Below are 24462 nucleotides of genomic sequence, written 5' to 3'. Positions count from 1 at the left end.
AGGGCATGGCATCGTTTTTCTCGAAACTCGGCTCGATGTTTTCCGGTGGCGCCGGCAGTGGCGGCAAGGAAAACGATCAGGCGGTACAGTCGATCGTTCACGAGGATTGCATCATCTTCGCCGAGCCGGTGCGCGAGGGAACGCAGTACCGGCTCAAGGGGCGGATCGAAAAGGAGGTCGGCGACGAAACGCTGGTGCGTACGTTCATTCGTGCCGATCTGTTTGCCTCGCAGGATGAGGCGATCGAATGGAGCCTGAAAAAGGGAAAGCAGATCGTCGAGCAGAATGGCCGCTCGCTGTTTTCCGATGGAGAAAAGAATCGTACGGCCTGAATTTCGGGCGGGAACGGATCAGGCTGAGGAACACCCGGCGCTGCTGTGCCGGTGGTCGTTCCGGCCGATTGATAAAGGCGAGGAAGCATCGGCTTCCTCGCCTTTTACATATGGAAGATCAGCAAATAGGTCGTGAAGGTCGCAATCGCGACCAGCGACAGCCAGATCGGCAGATTCTGCGGAACTGAAGAACTTGCGGCCGCTGGCGGCGTCTCGCTGGTCGCCTTATGCCGCTCAAGTGAAGACATATTATAGCTTCCGCATTGCCGACATACGGTGCCTGTCTCCTGACGCATGCCGCAGTCTGAACATTGGTAGCGTGACATCAGATTTCTCCTCCCGATGTCCGTCGACAATACGGCAATGTCGACGCTGTCACAATGTTTAATTGTTGGTTACGCTGTCTGCACGCATTGATGAATCGATTTAAACGAGAAAATGCCAGTCAAAAGACGGCGCAGCACACCATAAAGTAGTGTCCCGGCAGGCATCACAAAAAAAAACGATCGCTGTTTTTGGAAGAGAGATGGTGGGCGATGAGAGGCTCGAACTCCCGACATCCTCGGTGTAAACGAGGCGCTCTACCAACTGAGCTAATCGCCCGCCGCGTTGGTGGGGGTGAAATATGCGGAACCGAGACAAACCGCAAGAGGGTAGTTGCGCTTTTTTTCAGTTTTTTTGCACAAGTGAACCTATTTCTCCGTCGCGCCCGTTTTTTTCAGGCCCTGCGTCTGAACATCAAGATCGAGACCGATTGCCTCCTTCGCAGCGTAAGAAAAGCCGATCATGGTTCTGATGAAGGCGGCATCGGGTTGAGAGATCGTGCCGTTGAGGTCGATATCTGTCGAGGGCTTGTCCGGTGATAGCGTGAAGGCCGCCTGGTCGAGTGGGGCGATGAAATGTCCGTTCTTGTCGAAAAGCGAGATCTGGGTGATCAGCCAGCGCTGCGGACCATCGGCGTCATCGAGGGTGATTCTTGCCTTCAGCTGCCAGGTTTCGCCCGCCTTGGCCGGATTGTCGGTCCGTCCGGAAAGGTAGAGCGTGCCGACGCCGCTGCGGCTGGTCGTGCCCGCCAGATGAAAACGGACTTCCTGACTGTTCGACCGGCTCGCCTCAATGGCGATGCCATCCTGATTGCCCGACTGGCCGAGCCAGTCCTTGGCTGGATTGCGCGCTTCGCCTTGTGATGCTGATTCGGCGCGGGGTCGCGATGCGGGCTTTGGAACGGCGGGCGCCGTGGCTGCGGTTTGCGGCTGCCCGCCGGCAATCGCTCTGCCAAGCGCCTCGGCCGTGCCAGGCAGAAGCGGGCCGTTGAGGCAGGCAGCCGAAATGCCGGTGCGATCGCAGAAACTGAAGAGCGCCCGGATCGTCGGGACGTCGAGGATGGAGCTGGCCTTGCCGCTATAGACGCCGTTCGCGCTCAGAAACTGCTGCAGCAGCAGCACGTAGCGGTTCGGGGCCGCTTCGGCCAGGCTGCGCAATTGCTGGCCGGCCGTGTCCGGTGTGGAGGAGAGGAGGCCGGGTAGCGGCTTCCCGGCTCTCAGTGCCGCGGTGGCCTCATCCGCAAAAGCACTGCCCGCAGTCTGGGCTGACGCCGTCAGTGTATTCGACAGCACAAGGGCAATGCCGAGCAGGGCGGATCTGCGCCACGCATTCATGGGGTGTTTTCTCCAGGGATCTGTTTCATCGCGTTTTTCAGGCCCATGCTTCACGTAAAAAATGCAAGTGTGCAAGTACGTAACGCCGGACTTGCAGCCTTTGGCGTCATGTAAGCGCTAACCTCGCTGTCCAGAGCGATCAGGCCATTTATAGGGCCCGCCCGATGCACCGAAACAAAAACTTCAAAATTCCGATAGAAGCCGCTTGACTATCCCACGTGAACCCCTTAATCAGCCGCTCACGCCACACGGTGAGCCGCTCGAAAGAGAGGGTTCGAAAGTGAAAAAGGCGGAAAATGCGCGGGTGTAGCTCAGCTGGTTAGAGTGCCGGCCTGTCACGCCGGAGGTCGCGGGTTCGAGCCCCGTCACTCGCGCCATTTCTTCCCTTCGATATGTTCCATATATATTGTGTCGTTTCGCTGGCAGGATCGTGGTCCTGGCCGGTGTTTCTTCGTTTCGGCTTCGTTGAGCCGATCGGGCCGGTCCGGCATCGATATCCGGAAGCGGATGTTTGCGGCAGTGTCCGGTCAGCCGCTTTTAAAAAAAGTTGCCGGATAAAGATTCTTTTTGGAAAACTTTCCTGGGGTGGCTTGCTTCCTGCGCGCGGCTGGGCTAACCACTCGCCAACGCCGCTTCGAAACGAAAAGGCGAACAAATGCGCGGGTGTAGCTCAGCTGGTTAGAGTGCCGGCCTGTCACGCCGGAGGTCGCGGGTTCGAGCCCCGTCACTCGCGCCATTTCTCTCCCGGAATGCTCCAAGTCTTACTATTCATTTCTGTTTTTTGCCTCGCGTGGTTCGTTGTGAGTCTCTCATTTTCGGTCGCTGGCGGGAATGATCTGCCGTTTTCAGGTTTTCCACCGGCATCACGATATGCCATGCGTCAATTTGCTGTGAGACCGCGAAACCGACTGGCCTGTCGGTAAAAAGCGACCGGAGATGACGGTCGGGCTGTCCATAAAGGTGACAGAGCATTCGCGATTCGCCTTCCGGATGGCTTGCGCCGAGCTCACGGCTGCGCTAACCACTGCTCAACATCTATCAATTTTGGGTCGCCCGGTTTATCGTGGATGGGACCATCCTTGGACGTTTGTGAACCGGCAAGGGGATTGAAATGACTGAGTTGCTCAGTTCCTATATTCCGATCGTTATTTTTATCGCCATCTGTCTCATTATCGGCCTTGCGCTGATGATTGCGCCTTTTGCGGTGGCGTTCAAAGCACCGGATCCGGAAAAGCTTTCTGCGTATGAATGCGGCTTCAATGCATTCGACGACGCGCGCATGAAGTTCGATATCCGATTCTATCTCGTGGCGATCTTGTTCATCATCTTCGATCTGGAAGTTGCCTTCCTGTTTCCGTGGGCCGTGTCCTTCGGCGATATCGGCTGGTTCGGCTTCTGGTCGATGATGATCTTTCTGCTGGTCCTGACGATCGGCTTTGTCTACGAATGGAAGAAGGGAGCGCTGGAATGGGAGTGAACCAGAACGAGACACTGGTGGCCCCTCAGCCCAAGGGCGTCATCGATCCCTCGACCGGCAAGCCGGTCGGCGCCAATGATCCTTACTTCGGCGAGATCAACAACGAGCTTGCCGACAAGGGTTTCCTGGTTACCTCCACCGATGAGCTGATCACCTGGGCCCGTACCGGCTCGCTGATGTGGATGCAGTTCGGGCTGGCCTGCTGCGCCGTCGAAATGATGCAGATGTCGATGCCGCGCTATGACTGCGAGCGCTTTGGCTTTGCCCCGCGCGCCTCGCCACGCCAGTCCGATGTGATGATCGTTGCCGGGACCCTGACCAACAAGATGGCGCCGGCGCTTCGGAAGGTCTATGACCAGATGCCCGAGCCGCGCTACGTGATCTCGATGGGTTCCTGCGCCAATGGCGGCGGCTACTACCATTATTCCTATTCCGTCGTGCGTGGCTGTGACCGTGTCGTGCCGGTGGATATCTATGTTCCTGGCTGTCCCCCCACCGCAGAGGCGCTGCTTTACGGCGTGCTTTTGCTGCAGAAGAAGATTCGCCGCACCGGTACAATCGAGCGGTAAGGCCGGGGAGAGATCCGATGAGTGAAGTCCTGAACGAACTGGCGACCCATATCCGGGAAGTCTGTGTTGGCGTTACCGACGCGAAGGTGGACTATGAAGAGCTGACGCTTTTCACCACCCCGGCTGCGATTGTCGATGTCGCCAAATTCCTGCGCGACGATGGCCAGTGCGCCTTCGTGTCGATCACGGATATCTGCGGTGTTGACTGGCCGCAGCGCGAGAAGCGCTTCGATGTCGTCTATCACCTGCTGTCGCCGACCCAGAATCTGCGGATCCGCATCAAGCTGCAGGTCGGTGAGGATGAGGTTGTGCCATCGATCACGCCGGTTTTCCCCGGGGCTGACTGGTATGAGCGCGAGACCTGGGACATGTATGGTGTTCCCTTCAGCGGTCATCCGGATCTGCGCCGTATTCTGACCGATTACGGTTTTGAAGGGCATCCGCTGCGCAAGGACTTCCCGACGACGGGCTTTGTCGAGCTGCGTTACGACGAAGAAGCCAAGCGCGTGATCTATGAGCCTGTCGAGTTGAAGCAGGAATTTCGCAGTTTCGATTTCCTCAGTCCCTGGGAGGGGCCTGAATACATCCTTCCCGGCGACGAGAAGGCCAGCGGCTGAGTGAATGAGCTGCTCCTTCGCGGAGCGACTGGGATGGAAATTCAATAAACGCGGAGCGCGTTGACCATGACTGAACATAACGTTCGCAACTTCACGATCAATTTCGGGCCGGAGCATCCGTCTGCGCACGGCGTTCTCAGATTGGTACTCGAACTTGATGGCGAAATCGTGGAACGCGTCGACCCGCATATCGGGCTGCTGCATCGCGGTACCGAGAAGCTGATCGAGACCAAGACCTATCTGCAGGCTGTCCCCTATTTCGACCGGCTCGACTATGTGGCGCCGATGAATCAGGAGCATGCTTTCGCGCTTGCGGTGGAGAAGCTGCTGGGTGTCGACATCCCGCCGCGCGGACAGCTGATTCGCGTGCTCTATTCCGAAATGGGCCGCATTCTGAACCATCTTCTGAATGCCACGACTGCGGCAATGGACGTCGGCGCACTGACGCCGCCGCTCTGGGGCTTCGAAGAGCGCGAAAAGCTGATGGTATTCTACGAGCGGGCCTGCGGCGCGCGCATGCATGCGGCCTATTTCCGACCCGGCGGCGTGCATCAGGACCTGCCGCATGAACTGGTCGAGGATATCGGCCGCTGGTGCGAACAGTTCCCGCCCAAGCTCAATGATATCGAAGCGCTGCTGGCGGAAAACCGTATCTTCAAGCAGCGTAATGTCGACATCGGCGTCATTTCGGCTGAAGACGCCTTCAGCTGGGGTTTCTCCGGGGTGATGGTGCGCGGCTCCGGCGTTGCCTGGGATTTGCGTCGCGCCCAGCCTTATGAATGCTATTCGGATCTCGATTTCGATGTGATCGTCGGCAAGCATGGCGACTGCTATGACCGCTGGGTGGTGCGCATCGAGGAAATGCGTCAGTCGGTCAAGATCATGAAGCAATGCGTCGATCGTCTTCTCGGCGCTGAGAAGTCCGGTCCGTTCTCGTCGATGGATGGCAAGGTCGTGCCGCCGAAGCGCGGCCAGATGAAGCGTTCGATGGAAGCGCTGATCCATCACTTCAAGCTCTACACCGAGGGCTATCATGTGCCCGAAGGCGAGGTTTATGCCGCCGTCGAAGCGCCCAAGGGCGAGTTCGGCGTCTATCTCGTGTCCGATGGCTCCAACAAGCCCTATCGCTGCAAGATCCGCGCGCCGGGTTTTGCCCATCTGTCCGCCATGGATTTCCTGTCCAAGGGACATCTGCTTGCCGACGTGACCGCGATTATCGGCACGCTCGACATCGTGTTCGGGGAGGTTGACCGGTGATGCATGGCCGCGTTTTTGTTTCGAAGAATGTTTCCAGCTGTCGCCGTCCGGCCCGGTGCCGGAGCGCATGCCTGCCGGAAGCATCAATGCCAACCTCTGAAGAGGTGTGAGAAAGCATGTCTGTTCGCCGTCTAGCCGATGAAGCCGTCCAGCCGCCGGAATTTTCCTTCAATGCGGAAAATGCCGTCTGGGCCGAGGCCACGATCAACAAATATCCCGCTGGCCGCCAGCAGTCCGCCGTGATCCCGCTTTTGATGCGCGCGCAGGAACAGGACGGATGGGTGACGCGGGCTGCGATCGAGAAGGTCGCGGAAATGCTGTCCATGGCGCAGATCCGCGTGCTTGAGATCGCGACCTTCTACACCCAGTTCCAGCTGAAGCCGGTCGGCACCAAAGCCCATATTCAGGTCTGTGGCACGACGCCCTGCATGCTGCGCGGCGCCGGCGAGCTGATCTCGGTGTGCAAGCGCAAGATCAACGAACACGCATTTGAGCCGAATGCCGATGGCAGCTTGTCCTGGGAAGAGGTCGAATGTCAGGGCGCCTGCGCAAATGCGCCGATGGTGATGATTTTCAAGGACAGCTATGAGGATCTGACGCCGGAACGGCTGGAAGAAATCATTGATGCCTTCGAGGCAGGCAAGGGCAGCGAGATCAAGCCCGGCCCGCAGATCGATCGCTGGTACAGTGCGCCAGAGGGCGGCTTTACCGCTCTGGTCGATGACGGTGCGGATGATCAGGCCGCCGACGAGGAAGTTGCCGAGGATGCCGGATCGGAAGAGGCGATGGCGTCTGCTGCCGGCAGCCGTCCTCCAGCCTCCGAAAGCGTTCCGGAAACGCCGGATGATCTGGAGTTGATCGCCGGTGTCGGCCCCAAGGCGGCCTCGCTTTTGAATGGGATCGGTGTCTATACCTTTGCCCAGATCGCGGCCTGGACGCCGGCAGAGATTGCCTGGGTCAGTGATACATTCAAGCTTGGCGGCCGCATCATCCGCGATGAATGGGTGCGCCAGGCCGGTGTTCTGGCCAAGGGTGGCCCGGATGAATACGAAAAAGTCTTCGGCAAGAAGCCGCGATAGGAGTGAAGCATGTTAAAGGACAAGGATCGCATCTTCACAAATCTCTACGGCGCCAAGGATAAATCGCTGAAAGGCGCAATGGCGCGCGGATCTTGGGATAACACCAAGGCGCTTGTCGACAAGGGGCGTGACTGGATCATTCAGGAAATGAAGGATTCGGGGCTGCGCGGTCGCGGCGGCGCTGGCTTCCCGACGGGCCTGAAGTGGTCCTTCATGCCGAAGGGCGATGACGGACGGCCGCATTATCTCGTCGTCAATGCCGACGAATCAGAACCCGGCACCTGCAAGGATCGCGAGATCCTGCGCCACGATCCGCACCATCTGATCGAGGGCTGCCTGCTGGCGGGCGTTGCCATGGGAGCCCATACGGCCTTCATCTATGTGCGTGGCGAATATATGCGCGAACGCGAGGCGCTGCAGCGCGCCATCGACGAGTGCTATGACGCCGGCCTGCTCGGCAAGAACAACAAATGCGGCTGGGACATGGACGTGATCGTCCATCACGGCGCCGGTGCCTATATCTGCGGCGAGGAAACGGCGCTGCTGGAAAGCCTTGAAGGCAAGAAGGGCCAGCCGCGCATGAAACCGCCATTCCCGGCCAATATGGGCCTCTATGGCATGCCGACGACGGTCAACAACGTCGAATCGATTTCCGTTGCGCCGACCATTCTGCGGCGCGGTGCCAGCTGGTTCTCCTCCTTCGGTCGTCCCAACAATGTCGGCACCAAGCTGTTCATGGTCTCGGGCCATGTGAACCGGCCCTGCGTTGTCGAGGAAAGCATGGGCATCACTTTCCGCGAGCTGATTGAAAAGCATGCGGGCGGTATTCGCGGTGGCTGGGACAATCTTCTGGCGGTTATTCCCGGCGGCGCGTCCTGCCCGGTGGTCAAGGCCGAGGACATGATGGACGTGCAGATGGACTTCGACGGTCTGCGCGGCGTGAAGTCGTCCTTCGGTACCGGCGGCGCGATCGTGATGGACAAGTCGACCGACATCATCAAGGCGATTGCCAGACTTTCAGAATTCTTCAAGCACGAAAGCTGCGGCCAGTGCACGCCATGCCGCGAAGGCACCGGCTGGATGTGGCGGGTGATGGAACGCATGGTCACGGGCAACGCGCAGAAGCGCGAGATCGACATGCTGTTCGATGTCACCAAGCAGGTCGAAGGTCACACGATCTGTGCCCTCGGTGATGCGGCGGCCTGGCCGGTTCAGGGGCTGATTCGCAATTTCCGCCCGGAAATCGAGGCGCGGATTGATCAATATACGGCCAATGCCACGTCTCACGGCGCGGTGATGGAAGCGGCTGAATAAATATATCTGCCGCCCCGGTCGGGCGCGGGCGGTGGAAACAGGATTCGAGCCGGTGTGAAAGCCGGCAAAGCGGGAAAGATAAAATGGCTAAACTGATTGTTGACGGCAAGGAAATCGAGGTTCCCGACCACTTTACGCTGATGCAGGCAGCGGAAGCGGCCGGCGCCGAGATCCCGCGCTTCTGCTTTCACGAGCGGCTGTCGATCGCGGGCAATTGCCGTATGTGCCTCATTCAGGTGAAGGGCGGGCCGCCGAAGCCGGCAGCCTCCTGCGCCATGGGTGTGCGTGATATTCGCGGTGGCCCGGACGGATCGCTGCCGGAAATCTATACAAAGACGCCGATGGTCAAGAAGGCGCGCGAAGGGGTGATGGAGTTCCTGCTCATCAACCATCCGCTGGATTGCCCGATCTGCGACCAGGGCGGCGAGTGCGATCTGCAGGACCAGGCCATGGCCTTTGGCATCGATGCGTCGCGCTATCGCGAAGACAAGCGCGCGGTCGAGAACAAATATATCGGCCCGCTGGTCAAGACCGTGATGAACCGCTGCATTCACTGCACGCGCTGCGTTCGCTTCACCACCGAAGTGGCCGGTATTTCCGAGCTCGGCCTGATCGGCCGCGGCGAGGATGCCGAGATCACCACTTATCTCGAACAGGCCATGACCTCGGAACTGCAGGGCAATGTCGTCGATCTTTGCCCGGTCGGCGCGCTGACGTCCAAGCCCTTCGCGTTCACCGCACGTCCCTGGGAGCTGAACAAGACCGAATCGATCGACGTCATGGACGCGCTTGGTTCGGCGATCCGCGTCGATACGCGCGGCCGTGAGGTCATGCGTGTTCTGCCCCGCGTCAATGAGGATGTGAACGAGGAGTGGATCTCCGACAAGACCCGCTACATCTGGGATGGTCTGAAGACCCAGCGTATTGATACGCCCTATGTTCGTGTTCAGGGCCGGTTGCAGCCGGCCGGCTGGGGCGATGCCTTTGCTGCCATCAAGGCGGCGATGAACGGCGTTGATGCCAGCAAGATCGGCGCGATTGCAGGCGATCTTGCCTCGGTTGAGGAAATTTACGCGCTAAAGCAGCTGATGGCTTCGCTCGGTTCGGAAAATACCGACTGTCGCCAGGACGGCGCAGCGCTTGATCCGACGCTCGGCCGGGCAAGCTACCTGTTCAACCCGACGATTGCCGGGATCGAAGAGGCCGATGCATTGCTGATCATCGGCGCTGATCCGCGCCATGAGGCTGCGGTTCTCAATGCCCGTATCCGCAAGCACTGGCGTCGCAGCAATCTGCCGGTTGCGCTGATCGGTGAGAATGTCGACCTGCGTTACACCTATGATTATCTCGGCGCGGGCGCTGAGACGCTTTCTGCCCTTGCTGGCGGTGAGCTCGCTTTCCTCGACACGCTGAAGCAGGCCAAGAAGCCGATGATCATGATCGGTCAGGGCGCACTGGCTGGGGCCGATGGTGCCGCAGTCCTTGCCAAGGCGGCGGCGCTGGCGAAGGCCGTCGGCGCTGTTGAAGCGGACTGGAATGGCTTTGCGGTCCTGCATACGGCCGCGGCCCGTGTCGGTGCTCTTGATCTTGGCTTCGTGCCGGGCAAGGGCGGCGCGACGGCGGCTCAAATGCTCGATGCGATGGATGTTCTGTTCCTGCTTGGCGCGGATGAAATGGATTTCTCCGCCAAGAAGGCTGGCTTCACCGTCTATATCGGCAGCCATGGTGATGCCGGCGCGATGGCGGCAGACGTCATCCTGCCGGGTGCGGCCTATACGGAGAAATCCGGCACCTGGGTCAATACCGAAGGCCGGGTGCAGATGAACAACCGCGCAGGCTTTGCGCCGGGGGATGCGCGCGAAGACTGGGCGATCCTGCGGGCGCTTTCGGCGATTATCGGCAAGACGCTGCCGTTTGATTCGCTCGATCAGCTGAGGGCAAAACTTTATGCGGACTATCCCCATATGGCCGCACTTGATACGATCGCCGGAGGGGATGCCGGAGACATCGATGCTGTTGCGGCCATGGGTGGCCAGCTGGGGCAGGGGGCGTTTTTCTCTCCGTTGAAGGATTTCTACCTCACCAACCCGATTGCCCGGGCGTCAAAGGTCATGGCCGAATGCTCGGCGCTGGCCCGCAACAATTTCAAGGCTGCGGCGGAGTAAGGACTGAACAATGGGATCTTTTCTTTCGACCTATCTCTGGCCCGCGCTGATCATGATCGGCGAGTCGCTGCTGCTGCTCGTGATCCTGCTTGTCGGCATCGCCTTCCTGCTTCTGGCTGACCGCAAGATCTGGGCAGCGGTGCAGATGCGCCGTGGCCCGAATGTCGTCGGCCCGTTCGGCCTGTGGCAATCCTTTGCCGACCTGCTGAAATTCGTGTTCAAGGAACCGATCATTCCGGCCAGCGCCGACAAGGTCGTGTTCCTGCTGGCGCCGCTCGTCTCGGTGACGCTGGCACTGGCCACCTGGGCCGTTGTGCCGGTGGCCGATGGCTGGGCGGTTGCCAATATCAATCTCGGCATCCTCTACATCTTTGCCATTTCCTCGCTTGAGGTTTATGGCGTGATCATGGGCGGCTGGGCGTCCAACTCCAAATACGCCTTCCTCGGCGCGCTGCGTTCGGCCGCGCAGATGGTGTCCTACGAAGTCTCGATCGGCCTGGTGATCATCACCGTGCTGCTGACGGTCGGTTCGCTGAACCTGACGGATATCGTCTATGCCCAGAAGGATGGTCTTGGCACGATGCTGGGCCTGCCCAATTCATTCCTGGACTGGAACTGGCTGGCGCTGTTCCCGATGTTTATCGTCTTCTTCATCTCGGCACTGGCTGAGACCAACCGCCCGCCCTTCGATCTGCCGGAAGCGGAATCGGAACTGGTCGCCGGTTACATGGTCGAGTATGGCTCGACCCCGTACATGATGTTCATGCTGGGTGAATATGCTGCGATCACGCTGATGTGCGGCATGACAACGACGCTGTTCCTGGGTGGCTGGCTACCGATCGTCGATATCGCCGTGCTGAACTGGATCCCGGGTGTCATCTGGTTCGTGCTCAAGCTTTGCCTGGTCTTCTTCATGTTCGGCATGGTGAAGGCATTTGTACCGCGCTACCGCTACGACCAGCTGATGCGTCTCGGCTGGAAGGTTTTCCTGCCGCTGTCGCTGGCAATGGTCGTGATCGTGGCCTTCGTGGTCAAGCTGACGGGATGGGCATGATGATGGCGGATGAGAAGCGCCATATGGGAGATTTTTAAATGAGTTCTGTAACTCAGGCTTTCAACGCGCTGTTTTTGAAGGAATTCGTTTCGGCTTTCTTCCTGACGATGCGGTATTTTTTCAGTCCGAAGTCGACGGTGAACTATCCCTTCGAAAAGGGACCGGTGAGCCCGCGCTTCCGTGGCGAACACGCGCTGCGCCGTTATCCGAACGGTGAGGAGCGCTGCATTGCCTGCAAGCTGTGCGAGGCGATCTGTCCCGCTCAGGCGATCACCATTGAAGCCGGCCCGCGCCGCAATGACGGTACCCGCCGGACGGTGCGTTACGACATCGATATGGTGAAGTGCATCTATTGCGGTTTCTGCCAGGAAGCATGCCCGGTTGAGGCGATCGTCGAGGGTCCGAATTTCGAATTCGCCACCGAGACGCGCGAAGAACTTTACTATGACAAGCAGCGGCTTTTGAACAACGGCGATCGCTGGGAGCGGGAAATTGCCCGCAACATTGCGATGGACGCGCCTTACCGCTGAGGCAGAACGAGATGCCGGGCGGCTGCAATGATGCGCCGGCCGGGAACTGAGATCGAGGGAGGAGGGTTCGCACCGCGCGAACTTTCCGGGACTACTCACGAAGAAAAGGCACCACCATGGGTCTCCAGGCTCTTTTTTTCTATATCTTCGCGTTTATCGCGGTGGCTTCGGCGCTGATGGTGATCGTGGCTAAAAACCCCGTTCATTCGGTGTTGTTTCTGATCACGGTGTTCGTCAATGCTGCGGCGCTGTTCATCATCGCCGGTGCGGAATATCTCGGCCTGCTGCTGCTGGTCGTTTATGTCGGCGCCGTGGCGGTGCTGTTCCTCTTCGTCGTGATGATGCTGGATATCGACTTTTCCGAGCTTCGGTCAGGATTGCTGCGTTATGCACCGATCGGTGCGCTGATTGGTGTCGCGCTTCTGGCTGAACTGATCATTGTGGTGGGTGGCACGATGATTTCGCCGGAGCTTTCCGGCAACATTACGATGCCGATGCCGGACCTGGCCGACAAGTCCAGTGCCGCCGCACTCGGTGACATCATTTATACTCACTATGCTTACTTCTTCCAGGTTGCCGGCCTTATCCTTCTCGTTGCCATGATCGGAGCGATCGTGCTGACGCTGAAGCATCGGACCGACGTCAAGCGCCAGGACATCGCCAAACAGGTTGCCCGCACGCGCATCAGTGCGCATGAGGCAGTCAAGGTGAAGCCCGGGCAGGGCCTCTGAGAATTTAAGAGCAGGGAAACGGGACCAAGGACAAGGCAATGGAAATCGGACTTTCCCACTACCTTACGGTTAGTGCCATTCTTTTTACCATCGGCGTTTTCGGGATCTTTCTGAACCGAAAGAACGTCATCATCATACTCATGTCCATCGAGCTCATCCTGCTGTCGGTCAACCTCAACATGATCGCTTTCTCAGCGTTCCTGCATGACATGGTCGGACAGGTATTTGCCCTTTTCATTCTGACGGTTGCAGCAGCGGAAGCGGCCATCGGTCTGGCAATTCTGGTGGTCTTCTATCGAAATCGCGGTTCGATCGCCGTCGAAGACGTCAACATGATGAAGGGCTGAACGCGCGATGATCTACAAACTCATCATTTTCCTGCCGCTTCTGGGCTTTCTGATCACCGGGCTTTTCGGCACCCGCATGGGGGCCAAAGCTTCGGAACTGGTCACGATCGCCTTCATGCTGGTCGCTGCCATCCTGTCCTGGTGGGTGTTCATTTCGGTGGGCTTCCTGACCTCCGAGCCGGGCTTCGTTATTCACGTTCCGATCATGAGCTGGGTCTCGTCCGGCGGCGTTCAGGCGGACTGGGGACTGAGGATCGATACGCTGACGGCGGTCATGCTGGTCGTGGTCAACACCGTGTCCTGCCTCGTGCATCTTTATTCCGTCGGCTACATGCATGACGATCCGCATCGCCCGCGCTTCTTCGCCTATCTGTCGCTGTTCACCTTTGCGATGCTGTCGCTGGTTACCGCTGACAACCTGTTGCAGATGTTCTTTGGCTGGGAAGGCGTTGGTCTCGCTTCCTATCTGCTGATCGGCTTCTGGTACAAGAAGCCGTCTGCCTGTGCGGCGGCCATGAAGGCTTTCATCGTCAACCGCGTTGGTGACTTCGGCTTCCTGCTCGGTATTGCCGGATTGTTCTTCCTGTCGCACACGATCGATTTCGATCCGATCTTTTCCGGTGCACGTGAGCTCGCCTCGCATCACGATGCCGGTGGCGATCATCAGGCGGTCCTGAACTTCCTGTGGTTCCACCTCGACGTTCAGCATGCCATCACCGCGATCTGCCTGCTGCTGTTCATGGGCGCGATGGGCAAGTCGGCGCAGTTCCTGCTGCACACCTGGCTGCCGGATGCGATGGAAGGCCCGACGCCTGTTTCGGCGCTTATCCATGCTGCGACCATGGTCACGGCCGGTGTCTTCCTTGTCGCCCGCATGTCGCCGCTTTATGAACTGTCGCCGGATGCGCTGACCTTCATCACGCTGATCGGTTCGATCACGGCCTTCTTTGCCGCGACGATCGGTCTGGTGCAGAACGATATCAAGCGCGTCATCGCCTATTCGACCTGTTCGCAGCTTGGCTACATGTTTGCAGCACTCGGGGCAGGGGCTTACGGCGCTGCCGTGTTCCACCTGTTCACCCATGCCTTCTTCAAGGCGCTGCTGTTCCTTGCGGCCGGCTCGGTCATTCATGCCGTCTCCGGCGATCAGGACATGCGCCGCATGGGTGGCTTGAAAAAGCACATTCCGGTCACCTTCTGGGCGATGATCATCGGTACGCTCGCCATCACCGGCGCCGGTATTCCCGGTACCGTCATCGGTGCTTCCGGCTTCTTCTCCAAGGATGCGATCATTGAATCGGCCTTCGTCTCGTCGAGCTCGCTGGCCAGCTTCTCCTTCTGGATGCTGGTGATCGCCGCGGCCTTCACCGCCTTCTATTCCTGGCGCCTGATCTTCATGACCTTCTTCGGCAAGGCCCGTGCCTCGGCCGATGTCATGCACCACGCCCATGAATCCCCCTGGGTGATGCTGCTGCCGCTGGTGCTGCTGTCGATCGGCGCTCTGTTTGCCGGTTACTTCTTCCTGCCCTTCTTCTACGGGCACGATTACGACGCCTTCTGGAAGGGCGCCCTGTTTACCTCGCAGCACAATGAAATTCTGGAGCTTCACGAAGAGGTTCCCGAATGGGTCAAGCTGAGCCCGTTTGTGGCGATGCTGGCTGGCACGGTCGTTGCGATTTACATGTACCTGCTGAAGCCGTCCTCGGCCAAGGCGCTGGCGGAAACCTTCCCGAAGCTTTACGCCTTCCTTCTCAACAAGTGGTATTTCGACGAATTGTATGACTTCCTCTTCGTTCGCGCAGCCAAGCGGCTCGGCAACTTCTTCTGGAAGAAGGGCGATATCGGCGTCATCGACCGCTTCGGTCCCGACGGTATCGCAGCCGGGGTTAGCGGCGTCACCAGACGCGTCGTGAAACTGCAGTCCGGCTATGTCTATCACTACGCGTTCGCGATGCTGATCGGCGTTGCCGCACTTGTAACCTGGATGATGCTCGGAGGAGCGCAGTAATGAGCGATTGGCCAATTCTTTCCACGGTCACCTTCCTGCCGCTGGTTGGTGTAGCGCTGATCCTTTTCACGCGCGATGACAACGAGGCAGGCTTGCGAAACATTCGCAATGTTGCGCTTCTGACGACGCTGTTCACCTTCGTCGTTTCGGTGATCATCTGGATCAAGTTCGACCCGTCGAACCCGAATTTCCAGATGATCGAGGATCACCCCTGGCTCGGCACGGGCATCGGTTATCATATGGGCATTGACGGGATTTCGATCCTGTTCATCATGCTCACCACGATCCTGATGCCCTTCTGTATCCTGGCATCCTGGGAAGCGATCAACGAGCGAGTGAAGGCCTATATGATCGCCTTCCTGGTGCTGGAAACGCTGATTATCGGCGTGTTCGTCTCGCTCGATATCGTGATGTTCTACGTCTTCTTCGAAGCCGGCCTGATCCCGATGTATCTTGTGATCGGCATCTGGGGGCACGAACGCCGCGTCTACGCGTCGATGAAGTTCTTCCTCTACACGCTGGCCGGTTCAGTCTTCATGCTGCTGTCGATCATGGCGATGTACTGGGTCACGGGCACGACCAGCGTGCCGGTGCTGCTGCAGTACAATTTCCCGATCAATATGGAATATTGGCTGTTCCTTGGGTTCTTTGCCTCCTTCGCGGTCAAGATGCCGATGTGGCCTGTCCATACCTGGCTGCCCGATGCCCACGTGGAAGCGCCGACCGCAGCGTCCGGCGTGCTGGCGGGCGTGCTGCTGAAGCTTGGCGGCTTTGGTGTTCTGCGCTACTCGATGCCGATGTTCCCGGATGCCTCCTGGGCTTTCGCGCCGATCATTTTCGCCATGTCGATCATTGCCATCATCTACGCCTCGCTCGTGGCGCTGATGCAGACGGACATGAAGAAGATGGTTGCCTATTCGTCGATCGCGCATATGGGCTTCGTGACCATGGGCATGTTCTCGGCGACGACCGAAGGCATTGAAGGCTCGATCTTCCTGATGCTGTCGCATGGTATCGTTTCAGGCGCGCTGTTCTTCTGTATCGGTGTCATCTATGACCGGATGCATACACGTGAGATTGCGGCCTATGGCGGTCTCGTGAACAATATGCCGAAATTCGCCGTGATCTTCATGATCTTCGCCATGGCGAATGTCGGTCTGCCGGGCACGTCCGGCTTCGTTGGCGAATTCCTCACCGTCATTGGCGTCTTCCAGATCAATACCTGGGTTGCGGTTTTCGCGGCCACGGGCGTGATCCTGTCGGCGGCCTACACGCTGTGGCTTTATCGCCGGATCATTTTCGGCGCGCTGGAGAAGGAGAGCCTGAAGGCCCTTCTGGATCTGTCGACACGCGAAAAACTGGTGCTCTATCCGCTCGCGGCTCTTGTCATCATCTTCGGCTTCTTCCCGTCGCCGATCTTCGACATGATGCGCGGATCGGTGCAGCAGATCGTGCAGCATTATGATGCTGTGCTGGAATCCACCAAGCAGATCGCGCTGCCGACGTACTGATACAGGATCTTTTGGACATGACCTCGGAACTTCTCATTCAAAGTCTGAAACTGATCATGCCGGAGTTGATCCTGGCGATCGGGGCGATGGTCCTGTTGATGATCGGCGTCTTTGCCGGCCGGAAAAGCGGACCAACCATCAACGCCCTGTCTGTGGCGTTGATCATTGTGGCGGCGGGCTGGGTTATCGGCCAGACCAAGGTCATGCTTGGCGACGGGCCCGTCGAAGCCTTCAGCGGATCGCTGAGCTTTTCGGCCTTCACCTCCTTCATGAAGGTTCTGGCGCTGATCGCGACGGCGCTGGCACTCGTCATGTCGGTGGGGCATGAAGAGCCGGATTATCAGGATCGGTTCGAATATCCGGTGCTGATGCTGCTTTCCAGCGTCGGCATGATGCTGCTGATTTCGGCAAACGATCTTCTGGCCTTCTATATGGGGCTGGAGCTGATGTCGTTCCCGCTCTACATCATTGCCGCGATCAATCGGGACAGTCTCAGATCGACGGAAGCGGGGCTGAAATATTTCGTTCTCGGTTCGCTGGCGTCGGGCATGCTGCTTTACGGCATGTCGCTGATCTATGGATTTACCGGTAATATCGGCTTTTCGGGCATCGCCAGCCAGCTTGACAATGGTGCGATGAATCTCGGCTTCATCTTCGGCATGGTCTTCGTGCTGGCGGGCATTTCGTTCAAGATTTCCGCCGTTCCGTTCCACATGTGGACGCCGGATGTCTATGAAGGCGCACCGACGCCGGTCACCGCCTTCTTCGCCTCGGCGCCGAAGGTTGCTGCCATGGCGATCATCATCCGCATTCTGGTAGATGCCTTTGCCCCGGCCTTTTTCGAATGGCGCCAGATCATCATCTTCATCTCGCTCTGCTCGATGCTGCTTGGTGCCTTTGCCGCCATTGGCCAGCGCAATATCAAGCGGATGATGGCCTATTCGTCGATCACCCATATGGGTTACGCACTGCTCGGTCTTGCCGGCGGCTCGGAACTGGGCGTTCGCAGCGTCGTGCTTTACATGGCGATCTACATCTTCATGACGCTCGGCACCTTTGCCATCATCATGGCGATGCGGCTCAAGGAAGGCGGCAATGTCGAGAATATCGATGATCTCGCCGGTCTTGCCTCGACCAAACCGGTCATGGCGGTGGTCCTGACGACGCTGATGTTCTCGCTTGCGGGCATTCCGCCGTTGGCTGGTTTCTTCGCCAAGTATTTCGTTTTCCTGGCGGCGATGGAAGCCCAGCTCTATGTCTTCGCCATCATCGGTATCCTGGCATCGGTCGTTGCTGCCTTTTACTATCTTCGGGTGGTCAAGGTCATGTGGTTCGATGAGCCGACGGTCGAGTTTGCCCGCGTTGCCGGTGAACTGCGTTTCGTCTACGGCCTGTCGGGCCTGTTTGCGATCGGCTACCTGATCTTCGGCGGTTCGCTTGATGCGGCAGCCTCGGCTGCGGCTGCGGCTCTGTTCTAGATGCAGGGCAGTCAAATGCCAGCCTTCGGGGCGATGCGCCACGAAGCGCTGGATGAGGTCGATTCCACCAATAGCGAGGCCATGCGCCGGGCGAAGGCGGGCGATCCGGGCGGCCTGTGGATAACGGCGGCCCGCCAGACGGGCGGGCGCGGCCGGCGCGGTCGCCGTTGGGTTTCCGAGCGGGGCAATCTCTATGCCTCGCTGCTCCTGATCAATCCTGCACGATCGGAAGATATCGCGTCGCTGCCACTCGCGGTGGCGCTTGCCGTGCGCCAGGCCGTGGCTGCTGCGGCGCCAGGGATTTCCAGACCTGTTGAAATCAAGTGGCCAAATGATGTATTGATCGCCCGCAACAAGATTGCGGGCATTCTGCTGGAAGCGGAGCAGTTGCCGGACGGACGCAATGCGATTGTCATCGGCATTGGCGTCAATGTCGGGTTTGCGCCCGAAGTGAGTGCCTATCCCACCGCAAGATTGCGTGATTATGCGCCTGGCGCAGATCCCGAAATGCTGTTTGCCCATCTCTTTGCCGCCATGGACGTCGAATTGACTGTCTGGAATGGCGGAAAAGGTATAAGGGAAACGGTCGAAAGCTGGCGCAGGCATGCCTGCGGCATCGGTGAACCAATCACCGTCAACCTATTGCATGACCGCGTGTCCGGCCGCTTTGCCGGCATTGATGACAGCGGCATGCTGATGCTCGAAACACAGGAAGGTATGCGCGTCTTCGCAGCCGGCGATGTCTTCTTTGGAACCTGAATTGGAATCAATGCCTGATGGCAGACAATAACGCAGAACTGGTTTTCCTGCCGCTGGGCGGCCTTGGCGAGATCGGTATGAACCTCGCGCTTTATGGCTATGGCCCGGCGAAGGATCGCCAGTGGATCATGGTCGATTGTGGCGTGACCTTCCCTGGTCCCGATCTGCCGGGCGTCGATCTGGTTTTGCCGGATATCGAATTCGTGCGCGAAAACCGGGCACGGCTGAAGGCCATGATCATCACCCACGCGCATGAGGATCATTTCGGCGCGATCAACGATCTCTGGCCGGGGCTCAATGTTCCGATCTATGCCTCGCCCTTCACGGCAGGTCTGCTGGAGTCAAAGCGTGCCTATGAGGGTGCTCGAGGCGAGCTGCCGGTCACGATCTTCAAGGCTGGTGACCGGATCAATGCCGGTCCGTTCGAGGTCGAGGCGGTCGCCGTCAACCACTCGATTCCGGAACCTATGTCGCTTTGCATCCGCACACCGCTGGGGGCTGTGATCCATACCGGTGACTGGAAGATCGACCTGGCGCCGTCGCTTGGTCCGTTGACCGATGAAGCCCGTTTCCGAGCGCTTGGCGATGAGGGCGTGCTGGCGCTGATGTGCGACAGCACCAATGCCATGCGCGATGGCGTTTCGCCATCAGAGATGGAGGTTTCGGCAAGCCTGCGGCAGGTGATCGAAAATGCCGAGGGCCGGGTGGCGCTCACCACCTTTTCCTCCAATATTGGCCGTATCCGTTCGATCGCGCGCGCGGCAGAAGAGGCGGGGCGCGAGGTTCTGCTGCTTGGTTCTTCGCTGAAGCGTGCGGTGGAGGTTGCGCGTGATATCGGCCTGATGGAGGGCATCAAGCCCTTCGTCGACGAGGATGAGTTCGGCTATATGCCGCGTGAAAAGGTGGTTGCGATCCTGACCGGTTCGCAGGGCGAAAGCCGTGCCGCCCTTGCCAAGCTTTCCCGAGATGAGATGCGCAATATCTCGCTTGCCGCCGGCGATCTCGTGGTGTTTTCCTCGCGCGCCATTCCCGGCAATGAGAAGGCGATCCAGGATATCAAGAACGGGCTGATCGAGCAGGGCGTCCATATTCTCACCGATGCCGAGGCGCTGGTGCATGTTTCCGGTCATCCGCGGCGCAGCGAACTGAAGCAGATGTATGACTGGGTGCGGCCCGAAATTCTGGTGCCGGTGCATGGCGAGGCCGCGCATCTGAGCGCTCAGGCCGAACTCGCAACCCAGTGCGGCATCGCCAAGGTGCCGCGCGTGCGCAATGGCGATATGCTGCGGCTCGCGCCCGGAGATCCGGAAGTGATCGACCATGTCGAGGCTGGCCGGATCTTCAAGGATGGCAAGCTGATTGCCGATTATGACACGATCGGTGTCGGTGATCGCCGCAAGCTCTCCTTTGTCGGCCATGTTTCGGTCAATCTCGTGCTCGATCAGAAATTCGAATTCCGTGGCGACCCGGAAGTGGTTCCGATCGGCTTGCCTGCCTTCGACGATGACGACGAGAAGATGGAAGACGTGCTGTTTGATGCCGTTCTTGGTGCCGTTGAAAGCATTCCGCGGTCGCGCCGCAAGGATCTCGCCATGGTCAAGGAGGCGGTTCGCCGTTCGGTGCGTGCCGCTGCCAATGAGTGCTGGGGCAAGAAGCCGGTGGTCACCGTCTTCGTCGTCAAGGTCTGATCCCCGGACGCGCAGTCGCACGCCATGTGAGATTGAGAATCCCGACGCATCCGCGTCGGGCTCAGATTGTTGACCAGGCCATTCATATTGCATGTTTGAGGTGGCACAAGCCCCTCCCTCCGTCGTCCACCCCGTGCGTGTCACGGGGATCCAGCTTCAAAAGGCATTGAGTAGACAAGTTTTTTCGCCGCGCGGACGCGCGTCGGCTGGATGCCTGTGACAAGCACAGGCACGACGTCAGAAAAAGCGGTAAGGTTTGATAGAGCGCCGTGCATCCATTCGGATGCACAAAGGACGCTCTAACTTATTGAATCTACGCATCGGCTCGAAAATCGATTCCGATTTTCGAGCCGATGCGCTAGTAATCTGAGCCCGACGCATCCGCGTCGGGCTTTACCATTTGTCGGGACGATAAAGCATGATGTGACAGGGCGCTTTCGGGCTGGCATAATCCGCGTCAGACTGGGAGGAGAGATGTCACTGTTTTCGGCCTTTGCCGTCTATTTTATCATCTGGTGGCTGGTGCTGTTCGCCGTTCTGCCCTTTGGCTTGAAGACCCAGGCCGAAGTGGGGGAGGTTGTGCCGGGAACCGTCGAGAGTGCGCCGCATCGCTTCCGGCCGTTGCGTGTCCTTGGCTGGACCTCGCTGATCGCGCTGGTGGTCTTCGCACTCTGGTGGCTGGTGACCGTTGAATTCGGCTTTGATTTCGACACATTTGCAGGCCTGTTCTGGTAGGCTGCGCTTGTCATCGCCATGTCACGGAACTGGCACATAAACTGCTGGCTTGCTTTTGCGGTCGCACAAAAAAAAACAAGGCCTCAAAGGCCTTGTTTCACAAGTATCGCGTGATCCGTACCGTTACCGGGGCTGCGAACGAGCGCGCCTAGATCCATCCTCCCAAGACTTGACCGCGAATGAAAGGCAAGAATTTAAGCTCCCTGCCTGTTTTATGGGCTTAAACTAGCCTACGAATTAAGCCTTGTCACCCGGTTTTTTTGCAAAAATGCGACAGTCGAGAAGTTTTTTTCATTGACAAGCAGGGTGCGACTTTCTGAAACGTTTCTTGAAACCGCGCTTTGTCAAGCCGGCTGTCAAACGGCTTCACCGATCTGTCGATCAACGTTGCTTCCGCTTTAAATTTGCCGTGGAAGTCGCTACAAGGAAGCCCGGATTTTACCGGTGTCAAACGATTCCCGCGTCAGGCGGGCGTCAGCCAATGAAAGCAGTATCCATGCGCCTTTCCCGTTATTTCCTGCCGATCCTGAAGGAAACGCCCAAGGAAGCCGAAATCGTCTCTCATCGCTTCATGCTTCGGGCCGGCATGATCCGTCAGCATTCCCAGGGCATCTATTCCTGGCTGCCGCTGGGCAAGCGCGTGCTGGACAAGGTCAACAACATCATCCGCGAAGAGCAGAACCGCTCCGGCGCGGTGGAATTGCTGATGCCGACCATGCAGTCCGCCGATCTCTGGATGGAGAGCGGCCGCTATGAGGCCTATGGCAAGGAAATGCTGCGTATCGTCGACCGGCAGGAGCGCCCCATGCTCTACGGACCGACCAATGAGGAGATGATCACCGAGATCTTTCGCTCCTATGTGAAGTCCTACAAGCAGATTCCGCTCAACCTCTACCATATCCAGTGGAAGTTCCGTGACGAGATCCGTCCGCGCTTCGGCACCATGCGTTCGCGCGAATTCATGATGAAGGATGCCTATTCCTTCGACCTGACGCGTGAGGGGGCAGAGCATTCCTACCGCAAGATGTTCACGGCCTATCTGCGCACGTTTGACCGTCTTGGTCTGCGAGCCATTCCGATGCGCGCCGATACCGGTCCGATTGGCGGCAATCTCAGCCATGAATTCATCATTCTGGCCGATACGGGTGAATCCGAGGTGTTCTGCCATCGCGATTTCGTCAAATTCGACATTCCGCCGGCTGATATCGATTTTGACAGCGTCGAAACGCTTCAGGGCGTCTTCGACCAGTGGACCTCGCTTTATGCTGCGACCGACGAAATGCATGATGCAGAGGCATTCAACACTATTCCCGATGCTGAACGCCTGTCGGCGCGCGGTATCGAAGTTGGCCACATCTTCTATTTCGGCACGAAATATTCGGAGCCGATGGGTGCGAAGGTTCAGGGGCCTGATGGCAAGGAACACGCTGTCCATATGGGTTCTTATGGTATTGGGCCAACCCGCCTTGTTCCCGCCATTGTCGAAGCATCACATGATGATGCCGGAATCATCTGGCCTCAGTCGGTTGCGCCTTTCGACGTCGTGATCATCAACATGAAGGCAGGTGATGGTGCCTGTGACGGTGTTGCCGACAGGCTTTACGAAGCGCTTGGCAATGCCGGCAAGGACGTGCTTCTTGATGACACCGATGAGCGCGCCGGCGCGAAGTTTGCTACCGCTGATCTGATAGGTATTCCTGTTCAGGTGGTTGTCGGGCCGCGCGGCGTTGCCAATGGTGAGGTCGAGATCAAGGACCGCAAGACCGGCGAACGTGAGACAATGACGCTTGAGGCGGCGATCGCAAAGCTTACTCAGGGCTGACAGGGAGACATTCTGAATGGCCGCGACCGAGACGCAAGAGGCACTGCCCGATCTTCCGCCGACCGCGCGGCCCTTCTCCGTGTTTGAGCGCATGGTCGCCTGGCGCTATCTGCGCTCGCGCCGCAAGGAAGCCTTCATTTCTGTTATTGCGGGCTTTTCCTTCATCGGCATCATGCTCGGCGTTGCCACACTCATCATCGTCATGGCGGTGATGAATGGGTTCCGCTCGGAGCTTGTAACCCGTATTCTCGGCATTAACGGTCATGTGGTCATGCTGCCGGCCGGTGATCCTTTCAAGGATTATGATGCACTTTCAAAGCGGCTCGAAGCGGTCAAGGGCGTGAAACTGGCCTTTCCGCTGGTCGAGGGGCAGGCGCTTGTCTCCGGCAAGCAGGGTGCAGGGTCGGGCGCGCTGGTGCGTGGCATCCGGCCGGAGGATCTGACCAAGCTTACAACGGTTTCAGATCACATCATTGAAGGCAATATGGTCGGCTATGCCGCTGGCAATGGCGTGTTGATCGGCTCGCGGATGGCGGCAAGTCTTGGTCTTTATGTCGGAGACAAGATCACGCTGATCTCTCCGGAAGGCGATGTTACGCCCATGGGCGTCAATCCGCGGGTGAAGGCCTATACGATTTCCGGCATCTTCGAGATCGGCATGTCGGAATATGACGCTTCGATCGTGTTCATGCCGCTCGAGCAGGCCCAGGCCTATTTCAACGCCGGCGACACGGTGCAGAGCATTGAGGTTTTTCTGACGAATCCTGATGAGGTCGATCAGGTCATTCCGGATCTTCGCAGTGCGGCCGGTGAGGATGTGCTGATGTCGGACTGGCGGCAGAACAACCGGACCTTTTTCACCGCACTCGAGGTTGAGCGCAATGTGATGTTCATGATCCTGACGCTGATCGTGATCGTTGCCGCGCTCAACATCATTTCCGGCCTGATCATGCTGGTGAAAGACAAGGGCCCCGACATCGCCATTCTTCGCACCATGGGGGCGACGTCCGGGGCGATCATGCGGATATTCTTCATGACGGGGGCTGCGATCGGCGTGGTCGGCACATTTGCCGGCGTGATCCTCGGCGTTGTGGTCTGCCTCAATATTGAATCGATCCGTGAGTTCTTCTCATGGATTTCCGGGACTGTGCTGTTCGATCCGCAGCTTTATTTCCTGAGCACGCTGCCGGCCGAGATGAGCTGGGGGGAAACCGTGACGGTGGTTGTCATGGCGCTGACGCTGTCCTTCATCGCAACGATCTTCCCGGCATGGCGGGCCTCGCGCCTCGATCCCGTGCAGGCACTGCGTTATGAATAATCGAAAAGAGGTG

At 58.5% G+C, this 24462-nt stretch carries 22 protein-coding genes and 3 tRNA genes; 22 read left to right on the top strand and 3 right to left on the bottom strand.

The window, feature by feature from the left end; genetic code table 11:
- Window positions 1–5 precede the first annotated feature (5 nt).
- Window positions 6–332, top strand: coding sequence for an HlyU family transcriptional regulator (locus tag HCK86_RS08835; RefSeq protein ID WP_176084088.1), 327 nt, complete (start codon window positions 6–8; stop codon window positions 330–332).
- 104 nt (window positions 333–436) lie between these two features.
- Here the strand turns inward: HCK86_RS08835 and HCK86_RS08830 are convergent, their stop codons facing one another.
- From HCK86_RS08830 to HCK86_RS08820, 3 genes are all read right to left on the bottom strand, one after another.
- Window positions 437–580, bottom strand: coding sequence for a hypothetical protein (locus HCK86_RS08830; RefSeq protein WP_176084087.1), 144 nt, complete (start codon window positions 578–580; stop codon window positions 437–439).
- A gap of 279 nt (window positions 581–859) precedes the next feature.
- Window positions 860–935 (bottom strand) — tRNA-Val (locus HCK86_RS08825).
- An 89-nt stretch (window positions 936–1024) separates the two neighbouring features.
- Window positions 1025–1990 carry a hypothetical protein gene (locus HCK86_RS08820; protein WP_176084086.1) on the bottom strand — a complete coding sequence of 322 codons (966 nt, stop codon included), beginning with the start codon at window positions 1988–1990 and terminating at the stop codon, window positions 1025–1027.
- Window positions 1991–2290: 300 nt separating this feature from the next.
- Between HCK86_RS08820 and HCK86_RS08815 the strand changes: the two genes are divergently transcribed.
- From HCK86_RS08815 to HCK86_RS08715, 21 genes are all read left to right on the top strand, one after another.
- Window positions 2291–2367 (top strand) — tRNA-Asp (locus HCK86_RS08815).
- A gap of 282 nt (window positions 2368–2649) precedes the next feature.
- Window positions 2650–2726, top strand: a tRNA-Asp gene (locus HCK86_RS08810).
- A 375-nt stretch (window positions 2727–3101) separates the two neighbouring features.
- Window positions 3102–3467 (top strand): NADH-quinone oxidoreductase subunit A, encoded by a 366-nt coding sequence (locus HCK86_RS08805; RefSeq protein WP_176084085.1) that lies wholly within the window; start codon window positions 3102–3104, stop codon window positions 3465–3467.
- Window positions 3458–4036, top strand: coding sequence for an NADH-quinone oxidoreductase subunit B (locus HCK86_RS08800; protein ID WP_141147470.1), 579 nt, complete (start codon window positions 3458–3460; stop codon window positions 4034–4036). The genes HCK86_RS08805 and HCK86_RS08800 overlap by 10 nt, the downstream gene beginning before the upstream one ends.
- 17 nt (window positions 4037–4053) lie before the next feature.
- Window positions 4054–4653, top strand: coding sequence for an NADH-quinone oxidoreductase subunit C (locus HCK86_RS08795; RefSeq protein WP_176084084.1), 600 nt, complete (start codon window positions 4054–4056; stop codon window positions 4651–4653).
- A gap of 66 nt (window positions 4654–4719) precedes the next feature.
- Window positions 4720–5910, top strand: coding sequence for an NADH-quinone oxidoreductase subunit D (locus HCK86_RS08790; RefSeq protein WP_176084083.1), 1191 nt, complete (start codon window positions 4720–4722; stop codon window positions 5908–5910).
- A 116-nt stretch (window positions 5911–6026) separates the two neighbouring features.
- Window positions 6027–6989, top strand: coding sequence for an NADH-quinone oxidoreductase subunit NuoE (gene nuoE, locus HCK86_RS08785; protein WP_176084082.1), 963 nt, complete (start codon window positions 6027–6029; stop codon window positions 6987–6989).
- A gap of 9 nt (window positions 6990–6998) precedes the next feature.
- Complete coding sequence (gene nuoF / locus HCK86_RS08780; protein ID WP_176084081.1) at window positions 6999–8303, top strand: NADH-quinone oxidoreductase subunit NuoF; 1305 nt, start codon at window positions 6999–7001, stop codon at window positions 8301–8303.
- An 83-nt stretch (window positions 8304–8386) separates the two neighbouring features.
- The gene (gene nuoG / locus HCK86_RS08775) at window positions 8387–10468 is read left to right on the top strand and encodes an NADH-quinone oxidoreductase subunit NuoG (RefSeq protein WP_176084080.1); all 2082 of its coding nucleotides are present in this window, start codon (window positions 8387–8389) and stop codon (window positions 10466–10468) included.
- A 10-nt stretch (window positions 10469–10478) separates the two neighbouring features.
- Window positions 10479–11522 carry an NADH-quinone oxidoreductase subunit NuoH gene (gene nuoH, locus HCK86_RS08770; RefSeq protein WP_141147464.1) on the top strand — a complete coding sequence of 348 codons (1044 nt, stop codon included), beginning with the start codon at window positions 10479–10481 and terminating at the stop codon, window positions 11520–11522.
- 38 nt (window positions 11523–11560) lie between these two features.
- Window positions 11561–12052, top strand: coding sequence for an NADH-quinone oxidoreductase subunit NuoI (nuoI, locus tag HCK86_RS08765; protein WP_141147463.1), 492 nt, complete (start codon window positions 11561–11563; stop codon window positions 12050–12052).
- A 116-nt stretch (window positions 12053–12168) separates the two neighbouring features.
- Entirely contained in the window at window positions 12169–12783 is a 615-nt protein-coding gene (locus tag HCK86_RS08760) for an NADH-quinone oxidoreductase subunit J (RefSeq protein WP_176084079.1), read from the top strand.
- 38 nt (window positions 12784–12821) lie between these two features.
- Window positions 12822–13130, top strand: a complete 309-nt coding sequence (nuoK, locus tag HCK86_RS08755; protein ID WP_141147461.1) for an NADH-quinone oxidoreductase subunit NuoK — start codon at window positions 12822–12824, stop codon at window positions 13128–13130.
- A 7-nt stretch (window positions 13131–13137) separates the two neighbouring features.
- Entirely contained in the window at window positions 13138–15138 is a 2001-nt protein-coding gene (gene nuoL / locus HCK86_RS08750; RefSeq protein WP_176084078.1) for an NADH-quinone oxidoreductase subunit L, read from the top strand.
- Complete coding sequence (locus tag HCK86_RS08745; RefSeq protein WP_176084077.1) at window positions 15138–16649, top strand: NADH-quinone oxidoreductase subunit M; 1512 nt, start codon at window positions 15138–15140, stop codon at window positions 16647–16649. The genes nuoL and HCK86_RS08745 overlap by 1 nt, the downstream gene beginning before the upstream one ends.
- A gap of 17 nt (window positions 16650–16666) precedes the next feature.
- Complete coding sequence (gene nuoN / locus HCK86_RS08740) at window positions 16667–18127, top strand: NADH-quinone oxidoreductase subunit NuoN (RefSeq protein ID WP_176084076.1); 1461 nt, start codon at window positions 16667–16669, stop codon at window positions 18125–18127.
- A 15-nt stretch (window positions 18128–18142) separates the two neighbouring features.
- Complete coding sequence (locus HCK86_RS08735) at window positions 18143–18886, top strand: biotin--[acetyl-CoA-carboxylase] ligase (protein ID WP_246739514.1); 744 nt, start codon at window positions 18143–18145, stop codon at window positions 18884–18886.
- Window positions 18887–18903: 17 nt separating this feature from the next.
- Window positions 18904–20574: a ribonuclease J gene (locus tag HCK86_RS08730; protein WP_176084074.1), complete on the top strand. Its 1671-nt coding sequence runs from the start codon at window positions 18904–18906 to the stop codon at window positions 20572–20574.
- A 474-nt stretch (window positions 20575–21048) separates the two neighbouring features.
- Entirely contained in the window at window positions 21049–21309 is a 261-nt protein-coding gene (locus HCK86_RS08725) for a DUF1467 family protein (protein WP_176084073.1), read from the top strand.
- Between the two features lie 496 nt (window positions 21310–21805).
- On the top strand, window positions 21806–23131 hold the full coding sequence (proS, locus tag HCK86_RS08720) for a proline--tRNA ligase (protein ID WP_176084207.1): 1326 nt from the start codon (window positions 21806–21808) through the stop codon (window positions 23129–23131).
- A 16-nt stretch (window positions 23132–23147) separates the two neighbouring features.
- Window positions 23148–24449 carry a lipoprotein-releasing ABC transporter permease subunit gene (locus tag HCK86_RS08715; RefSeq protein WP_176084072.1) on the top strand — a complete coding sequence of 434 codons (1302 nt, stop codon included), beginning with the start codon at window positions 23148–23150 and terminating at the stop codon, window positions 24447–24449.
- Window positions 24450–24462: the final 13 nt, after the last annotated feature.

The organism is Martelella sp. HB161492 (genome assembly GCF_013184775.1).
Classification (GTDB): domain Bacteria; phylum Pseudomonadota; class Alphaproteobacteria; order Rhizobiales; family Rhizobiaceae; genus Martelella.
The sequence above is the reverse complement of the archived record's forward strand: the minus strand, read 5'-3'. Positions and strand labels throughout refer to the sequence as shown.